General features: G+C 62.0%; 18 protein-coding genes. 11 read left to right on the top strand and 7 right to left on the bottom strand.

The window, feature by feature from the left end; all coding sequences use genetic code 11:
• The first annotated feature begins 261 nt into the window (after window positions 1-261).
• From C481_RS09975 to C481_RS09990, 4 genes are all read left to right on the top strand, one after another.
• Complete coding sequence (locus tag C481_RS09975) at window positions 262-507, top strand: hypothetical protein (RefSeq protein WP_006109072.1); 246 nt, start codon at window positions 262-264, stop codon at window positions 505-507.
• 45 nt (window positions 508-552) lie between these two features.
• Window positions 553-1,866 carry a histidinol dehydrogenase gene (hisD, locus tag C481_RS09980; protein WP_006109073.1) on the top strand — a complete coding sequence of 438 codons (1,314 nt, stop codon included), beginning with the start codon at window positions 553-555 and terminating at the stop codon, window positions 1,864-1,866.
• A gap of 96 nt (window positions 1,867-1,962) precedes the next feature.
• Window positions 1,963-2,196 (top strand): hypothetical protein, encoded by a 234-nt coding sequence (locus C481_RS09985; RefSeq protein ID WP_006109074.1) that lies wholly within the window; start codon window positions 1,963-1,965, stop codon window positions 2,194-2,196.
• Window positions 2,197-2,258: 62 nt separating this feature from the next.
• The gene (locus C481_RS09990; RefSeq protein ID WP_006109075.1) at window positions 2,259-2,633 is read left to right on the top strand and encodes a HesB/IscA family protein; all 375 of its coding nucleotides are present in this window, start codon (window positions 2,259-2,261) and stop codon (window positions 2,631-2,633) included.
• Between the two features lie 185 nt (window positions 2,634-2,818).
• On the opposite strand, the gene C481_RS09995 is transcribed toward C481_RS09990, so the two are convergent.
• From C481_RS09995 to C481_RS10010, 4 genes are all read right to left on the bottom strand, one after another.
• Window positions 2,819-3,019, bottom strand: a complete 201-nt coding sequence (locus C481_RS09995; protein WP_006109076.1) for a dodecin — start codon at window positions 3,017-3,019, stop codon at window positions 2,819-2,821.
• A 181-nt stretch (window positions 3,020-3,200) separates the two neighbouring features.
• Window positions 3,201-3,854, bottom strand: coding sequence for a hypothetical protein (locus tag C481_RS10000; protein ID WP_006109077.1), 654 nt, complete (start codon window positions 3,852-3,854; stop codon window positions 3,201-3,203).
• On the bottom strand, window positions 3,847-4,683 hold the full coding sequence (locus C481_RS10005; RefSeq protein ID WP_006109078.1) for a hypothetical protein: 837 nt from the start codon (window positions 4,681-4,683) through the stop codon (window positions 3,847-3,849). The genes C481_RS10000 and C481_RS10005 overlap by 8 nt, the downstream gene beginning before the upstream one ends.
• A 68-nt stretch (window positions 4,684-4,751) precedes the next feature.
• A complete protein-coding gene (locus tag C481_RS10010) occupies window positions 4,752-5,843 on the bottom strand; it encodes a metal-dependent hydrolase (RefSeq protein WP_006109079.1) in 1,092 nt (363 codons plus the stop codon).
• 113 nt (window positions 5,844-5,956) lie between these two features.
• Here C481_RS10010 and C481_RS10015 point away from each other — a divergent pair, with 113 nt between their 5' ends.
• Entirely contained in the window at window positions 5,957-7,168 is a 1,212-nt protein-coding gene (locus C481_RS10015) for a pyridoxal-phosphate-dependent aminotransferase family protein (RefSeq protein WP_006109080.1), read from the top strand.
• 100 nt (window positions 7,169-7,268) lie between these two features.
• On the opposite strand, the gene C481_RS10020 is transcribed toward C481_RS10015, so the two are convergent.
• Together C481_RS10020 and C481_RS10025 are read right to left on the bottom strand one after the other, a co-directional pair.
• The gene (locus C481_RS10020) at window positions 7,269-7,583 is read right to left on the bottom strand and encodes a DUF7116 family protein (protein WP_006109082.1); all 315 of its coding nucleotides are present in this window, start codon (window positions 7,581-7,583) and stop codon (window positions 7,269-7,271) included.
• A gap of 265 nt (window positions 7,584-7,848) precedes the next feature.
• Entirely contained in the window at window positions 7,849-8,094 is a 246-nt protein-coding gene (locus tag C481_RS10025) for a DUF5816 domain-containing protein (protein WP_006109083.1), read from the bottom strand.
• 130 nt (window positions 8,095-8,224) lie between these two features.
• Between C481_RS10025 and C481_RS10030 the strand changes: the two genes are divergently transcribed.
• The gene (locus C481_RS10030; protein ID WP_006109084.1) at window positions 8,225-8,635 is read left to right on the top strand and encodes a universal stress protein; all 411 of its coding nucleotides are present in this window, start codon (window positions 8,225-8,227) and stop codon (window positions 8,633-8,635) included.
• 37 nt (window positions 8,636-8,672) lie between these two features.
• Here C481_RS10030 and C481_RS10035 read toward each other — a convergent pair whose 3' ends face one another.
• The gene (locus C481_RS10035) at window positions 8,673-9,659 is read right to left on the bottom strand and encodes a mechanosensitive ion channel family protein (protein ID WP_006109085.1); all 987 of its coding nucleotides are present in this window, start codon (window positions 9,657-9,659) and stop codon (window positions 8,673-8,675) included.
• Between the two features lie 218 nt (window positions 9,660-9,877).
• Between C481_RS10035 and trmB the strand changes: the two genes are divergently transcribed.
• From trmB to C481_RS10060, 5 genes are all read left to right on the top strand, one after another.
• A complete protein-coding gene (gene trmB, locus C481_RS10040; protein WP_006109086.1) occupies window positions 9,878-10,942 on the top strand; it encodes an HTH-type sugar sensing transcriptional regulator TrmB in 1,065 nt (354 codons plus the stop codon).
• Window positions 10,943-11,189: 247 nt separating this feature from the next.
• On the top strand, window positions 11,190-12,728 hold the full coding sequence (locus C481_RS10045; protein WP_049904580.1) for an extracellular solute-binding protein: 1,539 nt from the start codon (window positions 11,190-11,192) through the stop codon (window positions 12,726-12,728).
• On the top strand, window positions 12,718-13,797 hold the full coding sequence (locus C481_RS10050) for a carbohydrate ABC transporter permease (protein ID WP_006109088.1): 1,080 nt from the start codon (window positions 12,718-12,720) through the stop codon (window positions 13,795-13,797). The genes C481_RS10045 and C481_RS10050 overlap by 11 nt, the downstream gene beginning before the upstream one ends.
• The gene (locus tag C481_RS10055) at window positions 13,797-14,867 is read left to right on the top strand and encodes a carbohydrate ABC transporter permease (protein WP_006109089.1); all 1,071 of its coding nucleotides are present in this window, start codon (window positions 13,797-13,799) and stop codon (window positions 14,865-14,867) included. Before C481_RS10050 ends, C481_RS10055 begins: the two co-directional genes overlap by 1 nt.
• A gap of 29 nt (window positions 14,868-14,896) precedes the next feature.
• Window positions 14,897-16,084, top strand: coding sequence for an ABC transporter ATP-binding protein (locus tag C481_RS10060; RefSeq protein ID WP_006109090.1), 1,188 nt, complete (start codon window positions 14,897-14,899; stop codon window positions 16,082-16,084).
• Window positions 16,085-16,130: the final 46 nt, after the last annotated feature.

Genomic DNA, 16,130 nt, shown 5'->3' on the forward strand with positions numbered 1-16,130 from the left:
GCCGGAGGGGACGTGGCGGCGTGGGCCACGTCGTTCGCATTAAAGACGAGGCGAGGGTACATATATAAGGCCGTCGTCTCGGAGGCAGCCTGGTCCGTGTTGGTGTGTCTCGTAAGCAAGAAAGTCACACCAAGGTGATCAACGGAGGGAAACAACAGAGAGAGGACTTCTCTATCCAATAGGGCCCGTTCAGAAAGCGACGAACGAGAACATGTAGAACGTGACCGATACGATTTACCGACCGCAGTCGTAGCGACGGATATGGATCGATCGGGGTTTGTCAAACGCTCGGTGATTGCATTCGGACTTGTTATTCTGAGTTTTTTCGTGCGCGGGTTCAGCCAGCTGGCGTTCGGCCGTGGCGTTGCAGATGTGCTTCAGGCGCCAGTCGCGATTGTAGGGTTTGGACTGTTGGTGTATCTATTCGTGCGCGCGACACTCGATGCGGTAGGGGTCTGGAAAATCGAAGAGTCAGATAGCGAGTCAGGACCGGGACAACGCGGCTAACGCGGGAAGGAAACCGTTTTTCGACTGCCGCCCTAACCCAGTGATATGACAATCGACGTGCGCGAAATCGCCGACCTCGGGCCGGATGATCGGGTTGCGTTCTTCGATCGGGACGCCGGCATCGAGGCGGTCAGGGGAGATGTTCGAGAGATCGTCGATCGCGTTCACGAGGAAGGAGACGTCGCCGTTCGCGAGTTCACAAGTGAGTTCGACGATGTCGAAGTCGGGAATCTCGAGATCACGGACGAGTGTGAGCGCGCGTACGAGGGGCTCGATGCGAAGCTCCGTGAGGCAATCGAGGCGGCGGCGGCGAACGTCAGGGAGTTTCACGAGGCGCAGGTGCCGGAGGATTGGCGACGAGAGTTCGGCGAGGGACGAGAGCTCGGTCGCCGATTTCGACCGATCGAACGCGTTGGCGTCTACGTGCCCGGCGGGGAAGCGGCGTATCCGTCGAGCGCGATCATGGGCGTCGTCCCGGCCGTCGTCGCGGGCGTCGAGCACGTAACGGTAGTGACGCCACCGGCGGACGAATTAAATCCGGCGACGCTGGGAGCGATCCACGCTGCGGGTGCGGATGCGGTCTACAGTGTGGGTGGCGCACAGGCGATCGCCGCGCTGGCGTATGGGACGGAGACGATCACGCGCGTACAGAAGATCGTTGGCCCGGGGAATAAGTGGGTCACAGCGGCCAAGGCCGAGGTCCGTGGCGATGTCGAGATCGATTTTCTGGCGGGACCGAGCGAGGTCGTCGTCATCGCGGACGAGACTGCCGATCCTGAGCTCGTCGCGGCCGAATTGGTAGCCCAAGCCGAACACGACCCGAACGCGTCGGTCGTTGCCGTCACCGATGACGAGGAGACGGGGGAGGCAATTGCCGCGGCCGTCGACGCGCAGGCCAGCGCTCGCGAGCGCGAAGATGTGATTCGCGAGGCGCTTGCGAACGAGGCGAGTGGCATCCTTCGCGCGCGCTCGATGAGCGAAGCGATCCTGTTCGCAGAGGAGTATGCACCGGAGCACCTCTCGATTCTTGCAGCGGATGACGAAGAGGTGCTCGCGCGCGTCGACAGTGCCGGCAGCGTTTTCTTGGGGCCCGAAACGCCCGTTGCGGCCGGCGATTACGCCAGTGGTACGAATCACGTTCTTCCGACGAACGGTGGTGCACACGTCGCAGGTGGGCTGTCGGTCGAGACGTTCCTTCGATCGACGACGGTGCAGCGGCTTTCGGCTTCGGGACTGTCCGACCTAGATGAGACGATCACAACGTTGGCCGATGCGGAGGGTCTCGAGGCACACACCGCGAGTGTGCGAACGCGCATCGAGAGGGCTGAAGCCGAGACGGAGCCGACCGGTTCGGAGTAACGCGAGGCGTAATCGGTGCCTACAGAACTTGAATGACCTGGCTACTCCGCAGCCTGGTTTTACGTAGCTACGCCTCGAACTCCATCATAGATACCAATGCAACCGCGTGAGGTCGACCCTACCGATGAGCGAGTTCTCGAGCGCAACTACGATTATGCACAGCGAAACGTTCGGCTTCTCGCGATGTGGTACGAGTGTGATGTCGAGCAGATGCTCGTGTTGCTGGCCGAACACGGAATCGAACTCTCCAGGAACGACCGTCTCGAGTTCGGAACGCAGTATCGAGCAGTCAGAGATCGGTTCGAACGGGATGGTGGGTGGACTCACTGAGGCGAGCAAGAGCGAGTTCCGAGGGCGTCAAGGTTAACATCGTTGCCCGGGAATGAGTGTGTATGAGCACGGACAGCGCGGACGGTGGACAGCAAACGACGCAGCCGGAGATCGAGGTCACGGAAGAGGCAGCGACGCAGGCGCTTTCGCTGCTTGAAGGCGAGGGGATGGATGCTGGAGAGGGGGGACTTCGACTGTTCGTCCAACAGGGCGGCTGTGCGGGACTCTCGTATGGAATGCGATTCGACGATGCGCCGGACGAAGACGACACGATCTACGAGCATCACGATCTGCGTGTGTTCGTTGATCCGGCGAGTATGAACTATATCGAGGGGAGTGTGCTCGATTACGAGAGCGGGCTCCAGGCGGAAGGTTTCCACGTGGAGAATCCGAACGTCGTCAGTGAGTGTGGCTGTGGTGAGTCGTTCCGGACGTAAGCCCGCTCGGTGATCATTGCTCGGTGCTCCGGTGCTGTTGAGGGGCGGAGCAGAAATCGAGTTCAGACGGCTGCTAGTTCGAGAGGTCGAGAAATCGGCCGTAAAAACTGTCCGAGATGTGCTGTGGTTGCGGCTCGTTTTCCTGTCGTTGCCAGTAGTTACTGAGTCGCCCGCTCAGAACGGTGTCACTCTTCGAGTTCAAACGCGACGGTGACTTCGGCCTGGTACTCGCGGTTGTCTGCGGTGGCAACTTCGACGCCGAGTTCGTCGACTTCGATCCATTGGACGTTCTGGAGGGTTTCCTCGGCGCGGTCGATTGCGTTGTCGGCGGCGGTATCGAAGTCCTCGGTACTCGTTCCGATGAGCGTGATCTTCTTGAAGACCATGGCTGCCCGTGCTACACCGTCGGTACCTGTAAAGCTAGTGCCGGCGTGAGAACGAGGTGGTGAGAGCAGCGATTCGAGCGAGTGAGTAGGCGAGTGAGTGAGTGAGCAAGTGGGTGTGAATGAGGAGGGAAGTAGGTGAGCGAGTGGATAAATACCGGCCGGCATACCGCCGAATCGTGGATTATCGGCTGTCGAGACGATCCCGAATCGCTCCCGTCACGTCCGAGAGGTACGCCCCGCCCCACAGTGCGACGATGATCGCACCGATGGAGTTGAAGATGAGATCCAGCATCGTGTCGTCGAGACCGTACTGGGTGAGAACGGCGTTCATACCGAGGGCATCTGCCGTGAGCGCGATCGCGAACTCGAGGACCTCCCAGAGGACGCCGAACGCGAGGACGAAAAGCAGGATGAAGATGGCGACGAACCGTGGGGGAAAGTGAATTCCTGACGAGTGTTCGTCGAGTGCACGGACCGTTGCATAGCCGACGCCGGCAACGAGCGAGGACGACAGCGCGTGGGTGACGTGATCCCACCACCAGACTTGGCTGTAAAACGTCGTAGTCGTCCCTGGGAGTCCGACGGAACCGAGGGCGTGGAGGAACACTGCGCTGGTGAGCCAGAGCGTGAGTCGGGGGTCCATCGGAATGCCGTAGTCGCGTTCGAGAAGGGATGGGAGCTGCGTGACGACGAGAGCAACGCCGGTGTTGATAACGATACCACCGTTGGGTCGCTTGAGGCCGATAACCAGCATTCCGACCAGGCCGAGTTCCATGAGGCGCGTGAGTTGGCGCTGGCGGCGCGAGGATAGACGGAGGGAGTCGAGTTCAAACATGGTCGTGGTGGTCTTTCGTTTCGTCTTGGTTCGAGTCTGAGTCCGGGTCTATATCTGGATCTGAGTCTGGATCTGTGTTTAGTTCCGGGTCTGGAGCAGCTGGGTCGGGCGCGGAATCCGACTGCCGGTCTGATTCGAGTTCTGATTCGGTCTCCGGTGGCGGTGTCCTCGCGCCGTCGTCGCGTCGAGAAGGGACACGTGAATGGTCGGTGTCTGATTGTGAGGGCGGTGGTGCTGACACTGGTGTGGCGGAGTAGGTCTGGTCGATGCGGCCGAACCGTCTGAAGTAGATCTCGAAGACGATACCGCTCCCGAGACCGGCGACGGCGGAGTAGACGAACTCCCACATGATTTCGTCGTGAGTGCCAGTAAAGGGAGTATCGAGGAGGCCGCCGATACTCCATCGAAGGAGGGCCCACAGGGCGGCCGCGGAGAGGGTCGAGACGACGACGAAGATGACGGCGAAACCGGGCGTCATGCGGACGGTGGTGAACATCTGGAGTTCGACTGCGAGGACGAGTGCGATGGCCGCGACGGAGAGGTAAGATGCGAAGTGGCCCGTTAGCCCGGCGGCGTCGAGTGCCATGCCGAGGATCGGGAGGGCTGCGAGCAACAGGACCTCCCAGGGGAGCATCACGAGCGGAGAGCGAAATGCGATCGACGGCAGGAGCGCCAACACGAGGAGTGTCGCTGCGAACGTCGTCCAGAGAACCTCGCCGAGGAGCAACTCGCTGAGTCCGATACCGGCGATGGCGATGACGAGTAGCCACGAGGCGATCGCGTTGGTTCGCCCGTCGGCGATCAACGTATCGAGTGTCGATCGAGACACGAACGGCTGTAGCGGTCGGGCGTACAAAAACGTGCGTAAACGGCACTGTTCGTGCGCCACAGCGATACTTAGACGGAACCGAGTAGAGAGAGATAGACGACCAGGTATGCGAGGAGTGCGCTCGTGATGGCGGTGAGTCCCGTGAGTGCGGTTGCAAGCAGCGACTCCGTTCGTGGAAGCGATGGGAGAGCTGGTTGCAACCGCGGATGGCGGGCCACCGAGATCGGTGAGCCAAGCGTGATGCCGGAGAGGAGGCCGACGCTGAGGATCGAGAAGACGAAGTGATAGGACACGTCGAGCGTCGGCGGTGTCGTCACGACTGCAGCGAGTCCGTATCCCGCGGCGAGGCCAGCCCGGGGATCGATCGCTGCGAACGCGCTGCGGTCGGTGAGGCGACAGAAGGTGATTGCCGCCAACCAGATGGCGCCGAGTTCGATCGCGAACGCGGCGAGGAGGTGAAGCGTCGGGTCGGAGTGAAGGACGACTCGGGACGTGAGGAGGGTCGAGTCGGCGGGAAAGAACCAGTCGGGTGGCGAACCGGTGACGAGGTCGCCCCAGGGGTGAGACCAGAGTCCCCAGAGAGCGGCGAGCGTAAGCGTCGAGGGAGAGATCGCGGGGAGTGAAGAGTTCGGTGCGGGGGTGTCTACGAGTGCGGAGGCGAGTGTCGATGCGCGGACACTGGCGAGGGAGAGGAGTGCGCCGGTCCCGAGAAAGAGGCTCATAACGAAGGCGGCGAGCGGGCCGGAACGGAGGAGTGCCGCCAGGACGAGGAGGCCGAAGAGCGAGAGTGAGGCGAGTGCGGCGAGTGCGGTGAGCGCGCTACCGATCGGTCGGCGGGGGCGATCCGACTCTCGCGTTCGCATCGCGAACGCGGCGAGTCCGAACGCGGGGGCAGCGACTGCACCGACGAGGAGCGAGTGGGTCACGGATCGGTGAACGGTTCGGCTCGCGTTCCAGAACGCGGTCGGCGCACTGGGAGCATTGTCGGCGAGCAGCCAGTGGCCGAGGCCGGTCAGGGCGTACAGGATATCGATATCCGGCAACGCGCCGAACGCGCCGGCGATGACGGCGACGAAGAGTGCGTGCTGGCGCGGCCAGCCACGCCAGTCGGCGATGAGTCCGGCAACGGCGAATGCGAGCAGGGCGTGACCGACGAACACGACGTATCGGGTACGCGACGACTCCTCTTAAGCAACTCGCACGGTGGGCGTGATAGCCACTGAGCGTCGCCGCTGCCGGTAAGTCTTTGCGAGTGGCACTTGAGCACACACCCATGGCACAGGAACCGTCGATCGAGACGGATCGAGCGCCAGCCGTCGGCGAACTCACACCACCGGATCGAACGCTGATGGGGCCGGGACCGAGCGACGTGCACCCGCGCGTACGGCGGGCGATGAGTACGCCGCTCGTCGGCCATCTCGATCCGTCGTTCGTCGAGATTATGGACGACGTGCAGGAGTTGCTTCGGTATACGTTTCGGACGGACAACGAGTGGACGATTCCGGTTTCGGGGACGGGATCGGCGGCGATGGAAGCCGCGATCGGGAACGTCGTCGAGCCCGGCGACACGATGTTGGTTCCGACGAACGGCTATTTCGGCGGTCGCATGGCCTCGATGGCGCGCCGCGCGGGCGGCGAGGTAGTCGAGGTCGACGCCCCGTGGGGCGAACCGCTCGATTTCGCCGATGTCGCCGACGCGCTCGCCGCGCACGATCCCGACGTTTTCGGTTTCGTCCACGCCGAGACGAGCACGGGCGTTCGCCAGCCCGACGTTCCGGAACTCACCGCCGCGGCGCACGACCACGACGCGCTGGTGATCGCCGATACCGTCACCTCCATCGGTGGGGTCGAACTCCGCGTCGACGAGTGGGACATCGACGTCGCCTACGCCGGCCCGCAGAAGTGTCTCTCCTGCCCGCCGGGTGCGAGTCCGCTCACCCTCTCGGACGCGGCCATGGAAAAGGTCCTCGCACGCGAGGAGGACCCCCGGTCGTGGTACCTCGATCTCTCCTTACTCGAAGGCTACTGGGGCGAAGAACGCGCCTACCATCACACCGCACCGATCACGAACGTCTACGCGATTCGGGAGGCGCTTCGACTCGTCGCCGAGGAGGGTATCGAGGAACGCTGGGCGCGCCACGAACGCCTCGCCGGTGCGTTGAAGGCCGGCGTGGAAGGGATGGGCCTCGAGATGAACGCACCCGACGAGTTCTGGTTGCCGAGTCTCAATGCGGTCCGCGTTCCCGACGGCGTCGATGACGGCGAAGTCTGTGCGGAACTGCTCGAGCGCTACGATCTCGAAATCGCGAGCGGCCTCGGCGATCTCGACGGAGATATTTTCCGTATCGGCTGTATGGGCTACTCCGCACGCCCGAAGAACGTGATTTATGTCGTGACGGCTCTCGGTGACGTGCTCGAGTCACTCGGGGCGACGGTCGATCCGGGCGCTGGAGTGACGGCGACACGGCGGGCGCTCTCGGAGTAGCATGAAAAACGGGGAAAGTGATCCCGGTTAGGGCTTGGGAGTCAGTCGCGGGCGATTCGGGTGGCGTTCGGGCGGTCAAACCCGCTGGGTCACCGCTGGGTTACGCCGAGACGCGTGGCCCTGGCGGCGCACGTTCGACCTGATAGTCGTCGCCGTCGACGACGATGATCGCCCACTCGTAGCTGGGGTTCGTCCGGCGGAGTTCAGCTTCGAGGTCGTCGGCGTCCTCTGGCTGGGCGACGAAACAGTGAAACTGCCCCGACGACGATGACGAACGCGGAAGCTCTGCGTTCTCGAGGACTGTGTTTACGTGGACGACTTTCCACGCGCGCTCGGCCCGAAAGTCGGGGCCGGTTCCTTCGACGGTGTATCCGAGCTCTGCGAAGATCGACCTGGCCTGCTCGACGAGTCGCATGTTAACAGGACCCATTCATAGAAGCCTACGGTACCCACCGACATAAATGTTGGTCTGGAATAGAAAGCCAACCGTTGCTATACGAACCGGAGTTCAACGCGGTGTTTTATTGACAATGTTTGTCTACTGATCGGAGCACGATCCAGTAATACCCAATTACGAAGCGGTGATACCAGCGCCGGTCGAGCGCGTAGATACCGTCACCGAAAGAGACAGGAGAGAGAAGACAGAGTGCACGTGCGGCAGCAGCGACGCTGAACTCGCGTTACTCGTGGGCAGCGTCCCACTCGGTCGGCTTCCGGAAGTTCCCGCACTGGTTGCACTTGATTCGTCCCATCGAGTCCATGGCGTTATCGATGCGCTCGCAGTTCGTACAGAACCATCCGTACCGACTCTCGGCGTCGTTCGTTTCGTAGACGACCAGAAACGGCCCTTTCGATCCTCTGTCGCCGTCAGTCTCCGAGACGAAGACGGTGCCGGCGTCCTCGGTCGTGATCGATCGCAGCGCCATGGGAACCGGTAGTCACGCACCCGATAAAGGACTTCTGTCCGACTCGAGTAAAACCGGGATGAGACGCTCACCCACGTGAGAGTAGCGCTAACTGAAAGCTTTACCCGCTCGGAACTCGTTCGATGCTGTAATGGCGCTTGTCGTGGTTCCCGTTCGGTATCCGCTAACGAAACACTCACGACGAACGCTCGAACGGGCGGTCGATATCGCCCGCGAGCGCGAGGCGGCGTTGACAGTTCTGCACGTGGACCTCTACCAGAACGGGAAGAAAGTGACGCGTATTGATCTGAAAAACACCGTCGAGCGATCGATCGGGCCAGTCGAAAACACCCGGTACGTCGTTCGAACTGGATTTCTCGTCGAGGAGAGTATTCTCGACGAGGTGGCAGCGGAGGATGCAGACGTCGTCGTCGTCGGCAGTCAACAGGCGAGTCGGTTCCGCCGACTTTTCCGCCGGCTGACGGATAACCCGGATATCGACCGCTATCTCCGGACCCATCTCGACTGTGAAGTGATCACCATTGAGAGCGCCCGCGCGTAGCCTGCCTGCCCGTCCAGAGACGCTACGATCTCGGAACTTATCCCTCGTTTCCGTCCGACACCACCGACTCACCGTGGGACGGCGCGGCTGAACTCGAGTCCCCGTCGGCCGTCTCGGACTCGTCGAAAACTATCCGTGCAGTCCCGCTTTGCTCGTTAAACACGTGATGACGGTGCGGATAGGCGAACTCGACATCGAGTTCAGCGAAGCGCTCGCGGACCGCTGACTGAACTCGCGACCGGGCGACCATTCGTTTGTAGGGTTGTTCGACCCAGAACGAGAGTCGGAGCAGGATGCCGTTGTCGGCGTAAGATTCGATCGTACAGACGGGAGCAGCCGCGTACCGCGCGCTGCCGATACGGATGTCGGGGCCGCCGGCGATAACCGTCTCGACGCTGCGTGCGGCGCGTTCGGCGTGACGGCGCGCGGCTTCGACGTCGCTCTCGTACGTGATCTCGAACTCGACGTCGATCCGAGTACGTTCGTCTTCGGCGGAGTAGTTGATCACGTCGCGGGTGTAGATTTCGGAGTTCGGAATGACCAGCAGCGTATTTTCGAGCGTGAAAATTTTCGTATAGCGGATCGTGATGTCCTCGACGAATCCGGTGTGGCCGACATCGGCGATTTCGATCATGTCGCCGATCTCGTAGGGGCGGTCTGCAAGAACGAAGATACCGGTGATGAAACTGCTGACGAGTGGCGCGATGACGACGGCAACCACGGCGGAGATGACGGTCACTGAGAGGAGGATATTCGTGTTGCCGATGTCGAGGATACTGGCAGCGACGCCCAGTGTCAGCAGCAGGACAGTCGCTCGAACACCGCGCAGGACGGTTCGGGTGACGCTCGGACGATCGATACGGCGAGCGACCGTCCGGCCGGTAAGTCGAACGACGACCTTCGAGAGGTACCACCCAATGACGAGGACGAGAAGCGCTGTGACGAGTTCGGTCGCACCGAAGGGGAGGTAGCCCTGGACTCTCTCGAACGGCTCACTTGCAACTCCCGGCCAACCCTCACGCATGAGATGACACTCATGGCGGGAGTGGTTAAGGGTTCTGTCCGCCCGCGAGCGGCGGCGACTCAGTGGTCAGTATCCGGGAATGCGAATCTCGCTGTACGGCCCGAGCCTGGATCGGTCGCGGGCCACAACGGGATGTCCGGCCGAACAACCTAATTTCGAAAACAGATGCTACTCGATACATAATAAATCATTTAGCCATCGGGATCATAGGGTGTGCTATGGCATCAGACGAACTGCGCTCGACGGTCGAGCGCGTCGGGGATCGGTTCAACCTCGGCGAGTACGAGATCGACGCCTACCTGACCGTCCTCGAACACGGCCAGCTGACGGCGAGTGAAATCGCCGATCGAACCGACATTCCCCAGCCCCGTGTCTACGATACTGTCCGGAGCCTCAGTGACCGCGGTCTCGTGGAACTCCGCGAATCCCGCCCGATGAAAGTCGTCGCGATCGACCCCGGTGAGGCTTTCGACGACGTCCAGAGTTCGCTCGAGCAGATGATCGACGAACTCGAGGCTCGTTACACCGCGCCGGCTCGGGACACCGAGGCAGTCTCGCTGGTCAAGTCGCGGTCGACCATCCTCCGATACCTGGAGGAGGTTATCGACGCGGCGGAATACGAACTCTCGCTGTCGCTCACGCCAGGGCTGTTGACGCGGTTCGAGGACGAACTCCGGGCGGCGATCGATGCTGGTGTCAGCGTGGATCTGATCGTCACGCCGGCCACCGAGGCACCCGATCCGGACGAGTTCGACTATCGGGAGATTGCGACGACGGCCCGGGCTCGACGCGGGATCACGACGCCGGTGATCGCCGTCGCGGACGGTAACTATTCGGTGTATGCGACGCAGGATGCGCTGCGTGACGACCAGGACCGGTACGGCGTCATCTTCAACCGGTCGTCGCTCGGGTTCCTCGTTTCGGGCTTCTTCGGCACCGTTCTCTGGACGACCGCCGAGCGGACGCTCGGTGAGGACGGATCGAAGCGGACCTACCCCCGCAAGTACGCCTCGATCCGGCGCTGCGTGAAGGACTTGATGGAGGACGGCGGCGAGTTCTACGCGACGATCGAGGGTCGTGATGTGGACGTCGGCGGAACGCGGATCGTTCGCGGACGAGTTCTCGATGTTTCCTTCGAGGTCAGCGAGGAGGTCGCGAGTTTGACGATCGAGACCGAAAGCGGTGAGGAAGTCGCGGTTGGTGGTCGCGTCGCGGCACTCGAGGACATCGAGGGCCACGAGATCCACATCGGTCGTGACGAGCCGCCGGCAATCGAGGAGTGAGTGCGACGGGGGGCGAGACGGAGAGCGAAGCGAGGAGCGGAGAGTAACGACAACGAAGGGCACCGATCCCAGGAGCCCGTGTGTGGCGCAAAACGGCTGTTCGTTTGTGTTCCCGGTAACCGCTAACTTCGATCGATAGCGGTGCCCGTAATAGCGTATTATACGAGTTAGCGGACGTGACTCTCTGGAGTAAGGGCTCGTATGCAAGCCAATCACTAAGATACCAAGCGGTATTGTATTAGGTCGGATGGGTCGAGATACCGTGGATCAGGATCCAAGCCCGGACCCGAATCCGAACCCCGCGCAGCCGAGCACGCCGCGCGACGAACGGGCTCGCACTCGTCGGCAGCGGCTTTCTCGCCGCGCGTTCGTGGCCACAGCCTCGGCGACGGCGCTTGGAGCGACGGCGATCGCAGGCTGTCTCGGTGGCGGACCGGGGCCGAACACAGTTGTCATGACCGGAGCGACCGATTTCGAGGGCATTCTGCACACGCCGGGCGACGAGCCAGACGTGCAGGAGGCCCTCTGGGAGGCAGGACTCGACGAGGACATCAGTGTCGAAGTCCAGACGGTCGTCAGCGACTCCGTCCAACGAATGCAGGAGGCCCAGTCGACGCTCCAGGCCGGGCGCGCCCCGCCGGACATCCACATGATGGACACCGGTTGGACGATTCCCTTCATCCTTCGCGAGCAGACGACGAATCTGACGGAAGAGTTCCCCGACGATGTCGTCGATCGCGTCGAGGAGAATTATCTGAATGAAATCCTCGAAACGGCACGCCACCCGGAAACCGGGGATATTCACGGATTGCCGCTGTTTCCGGACTTCGGCATGATGCTGTACCGCCGGGATCTGATGGAAGACGCCGGCCACGATACGAGCGACTGGGCGAGCAACCCGCCGACGTGGGAAACGTTCGCCGGAGCGGTCGCTGACGCCCAGTCGGAATCCGGGCTCGACTTCGGCTTTACGACCCAGGCGGCCGCCTACGAGGGACTCGCGTGTTGTACGTTCAACGAGGTCATGTCGACCTGGGGCGGCGGCTACTTCGGCGGCACGGAAACCCTGTTTACGGCGGGCGACCGGCCGATCACCGTCACCGACGACGCCGTGATCGATGCCCTCCGAATGATGCGCACGTTCATCCACGGCGACGAGGACGAACACGCACTCGAGGGCTACCCGCAGATCTGCCCCTCCGCTATCGTCCAGTGGTCCGAGGACGAATCGCTCGCCTCCTTCTCGAGCGGCGACGCCGTCGCTCACCGAAACTGGCCCTACGCGATCGCGGAAACCGGCGGAGACGACGCGTTCGGGGAGAACCTCGGCGTCACGACACAACCATACGCCGTCTCCGAAGACGACGCTGAACTCGAGGGCGTCGGCGGAACGGCCGCCGCACTCGGCGGCTGGAATCTCGCTCTCAGCCCCTACACCGACAAAACGGAGCAAGCGCTGCAAGTGTTGGAAGCGTTCACACACGACGAAGTCATGCTCACCATCTTCGAACTGCAGGGCTTTATCCCGCCGAATATCGACCTGGTCGCGGATGCGAATCCCGACGAAATCGGCCCCGTTGCCCGCTACGTCGAACAGATTCAGATGGCGGGGGAAAACGCCGTTCCCCGGCCGGTCACGGACGTGTGGCCGGAGCAATCGGCGCTCATCTTTCAGGAGGTGAACGCAGTCTACCGCGGGGCAAAAGCGCCGACCGCTGCGATGGACGAGTTAGCTTCTCGCCTCGAGCGGAGCGAATCGGAGGTGGCAGCACAACATGGCGGGTGAGCCAGAAGCAGGCGCTGGGACCGGCACTGAAACCGGTGACCCCGGTCACGGCGGTCTGGGAAGCCACCCGGACCAGGAGACCGACCAGAAACGGACCGGCAATCCCGTGATCAACTGGATGGAAAACCTGAGCGAGGCGGCGTACGCCTACCTCCTCTTGCTCCCCGCGTTCGCCCTGCTCACGTTGATCGCCTTCTATCCGCTCATCCGAACGTTCATCATGTCCCTCCGGCGGGACGAAACACGCGGTGCAGCCCCCCTTGGTGACTTCGTCGGAATCGACAACTACGTCGACATTCTCACCGGCAACGCCAGGCTTGCCCGACAGTTCGTGGATATCTCGCTGTCGTCGTCGTTCCCGTTCGTCGAACTCGGCGTTCCGTTCCTGCAACAAGCACTGTTCGTGACGCTCGGCTTTGCGATCCTTAGCGTCTTCTTCGAGACGGTTATCGGCTTCGGACAGGCCTACGTGCTCGACCAGGACTTCCGTGGCCGACGCTGGGTTCGCGTCGCGATCATCCTCCCGTGGGCAGTCCCCATCGTAATCCAGGGAATGATCTTCTACCTGCTGTTCCAGCCCGGGGTCGGCTTCGGCAGTGACCTCATGCAGTGGCTCGGTATCTTCGGGCCGAACCCGCTCGCCGACAGCCGGGACGCGTTCATCATCATCCTCGTGGCGGACATCTGGAAATCCGCGGCGTTCATGGCCCTGCTGATCCTGGCCGGGTTACAGAGCGTCGATCGAAGCCTGTACGACGTCGCTCGCGTCGCGGGCGCATCGCCGTGGCAACGATTCAAGATGATCACACTCCCACTCGTGTTGCCCGCGCTCCTCGTCGCCATGCTGTTTCGTACGATGGACGCCATGCGCGTCTACGGGCTGATCGAATCGACTGCCGGCTGTGCGTCCGTCCCCTCGCTCACCTGCCTCGTCGTCGAAGCCATGTTCGGCGGCACGCGAATCTTCGCCACGGCGGCCGCCGTCGCGTTCGCAACCGCGCTCGTGATCGGACTGATCATCTCGGTGTACGTGTTCTTCTTCCGCGACACCGATGGAGGGCTCTACTGATGACCGACGACAGCACACCCACGGACCACCGACGACAACGCTACCGGTACGAGTACCAGCACCAACACGCCGACGAAAACGAACGCCGCCCCGCCAAGACGGACGGCGGCCAATCCACCGATCGCCAGTCGGACAGCGTGCTCATCGACGGCGAGGACGCCGAACTCGACCGCGGCCCCCTCCAACGCTGGGTCGCGAACTCGATCTCGAACCCCGGCCGCGCCTACCGCGCGATGTTTTACACCGCGACGATATTCTTCCTGTTTACGACGCTGTTCCCCTTCTACTGGCTGCTCATGGTCGCGCTGACGCCGGAAGGACGACAGCAGGATATTATCCTCACCCCGAACGGATTCAATCCCGGATCGTTCGTCGAGGTCTTTCAGGTGCTGCCGTTTTACCGGTATATGTTCAACAGTTTCGTCATCGCGACCGCCTCGACCATCGTCGTCCTGGTTATCGCGAGCCTCGCCGGTTACGCCTTCGGCCGCCTCGAGTTCCCCGGCAGAGTGCCGTTGATGCTGCTCGTGCTGGTGATCTCCTTTTTCCCACCAGCCGCGTTCTTCATCCCGTTGAACGACCTGTTCAATACGTCGTTCTTCGTCCTCGAACCGATTACGAGCGACGGCACGCTCTACAACACGCCCGGCGCGATGGTGTTGCCGCTATCGGCGATCTTCATGCCGCTGGCGATTTTCATCCTGACGACGTTCTACTCGCAGATTCCGGACGGCTTGGAGGACGCTGCACGGGTAGAAGGGACGACCAGACTCGGCGCGCTGTTCCGAGTCATCATCCCGCTGTCGGCCCCCGGCGTGGCGACCGCCGGCGTGTTGACCTTCATCGCGGTCTACAACGAGTTCTTCTTCTCGTTTCTGATGACCGACGGGCAGCCGGAGAACTGGGCCCCGATTCTCGAGGGAATCCTCGGTTATCAGGGCCAGTATCAGGTGATGTATCACTTGATGGCGGCGGCGAGCATCATCGGGGTCATTCCGGTTGCGATTCTCGTGATCGTCGCACAGGAAAAAATCGTTAGCGGACTCACTGCGGGTGCGCTCAAGGAATAACCGTAATCGACAGAACCTACACTACCACTATGGCACGAGTTCAACTCGAACACGTCACGAAGCGCTACGAAGAGGTCATCGCGGTCGACGATATCTCGATGGAGATCGAGGACGGCGAATTCGTCACGTTCGTCGGGCCCTCGGGTTGTGGAAAGTCGACGACGATGGAGACCGTCGCGGGACTCACGAAACCGACAGAAGGCCAAGTGTACATCGGCGAGAAGGACGTGACGACGCTCGCACCGAAGGACCGCGGCGTCGCGATGGTCTTCCAGAACATCGCGCTGTTTCCCCACATGAACGTCTTCGAAAACATTTCCTTCGGGCTTCGCCTCCGGAAGTACGACGACGAGGAGGTGAGCCGCCGCGTCGAACAGGCGGCGGATATCGTCCAACTCGAGGGCATGCTCGATCGAATGCCCGACGAGATGTCCGGCGGCCAGCGCCAGCGGGTCGCGATCGCCCGCGCGATCGTTCGCAACCCGGACGTCTTCCTGATGGACGAACCCCTTGCGAATTTGGACGCGAAACTGCGCGTTCACATGCGAACCGAACTCCAGCGGCTCCACCGCGAGCTGGGGACGACGATCATCTACGTTACTCACGACCAGGCCGAGGCGATGACGATGTCGAACCGGATCGCCGTCCTCAACGAGGGACGCCTCCAGCAATTCGCCCCACCGCTCGAGTGTTACAACCAGCCTGCGAACCGGTTCGTCGCCGGCTTCATCGGCTCGCCGTCGATGAACTTCATCGAAGGCGAACTGACCGAAGCCGGATTCCAGTCCGATAACGTCGATGTTGAACTCGAACCGGAGCAGGTTCCGGGAGTCGGGGTCGGCGACGGAGTCACACTGGGCGTTCGCCCGGAGGACGTTCACATCGTGGAAACGGCGGACGCGATCAGCGAGCAAACTGCCCGGATCAACGTGGAGACCGACGTGATCGAGCCGATGGGCGATGAGATATTCGTCTACCTACTGCTCTCGGAGACGGCGGGACATTCGATGGACCAAGATCCTGCGTCCGCCCCGGACCAACTGCTTATGAGCGTCACACCGGATACGGAAATTCGCGCCGGAACGGCCGTCGATGTCGTTCTCGATCGATCAAACCTTCATCTCTTCGAGACGGCAACCGGCGATGCGCTCCGCCACAGTCTTACGGATCGCTCCGAACCCGATACCGGAACGGCGCCGACGGAAGCCGATAGCTGAGGCTGAAAGCCACCAATGGACAAAAGGTGGTCCAGAACGAAGATTC

This window comes from Natrialba asiatica DSM 12278, assembly GCF_000337555.1.
GTDB lineage: Archaea > Halobacteriota > Halobacteria > Halobacteriales > Natrialbaceae > Natrialba > Natrialba asiatica.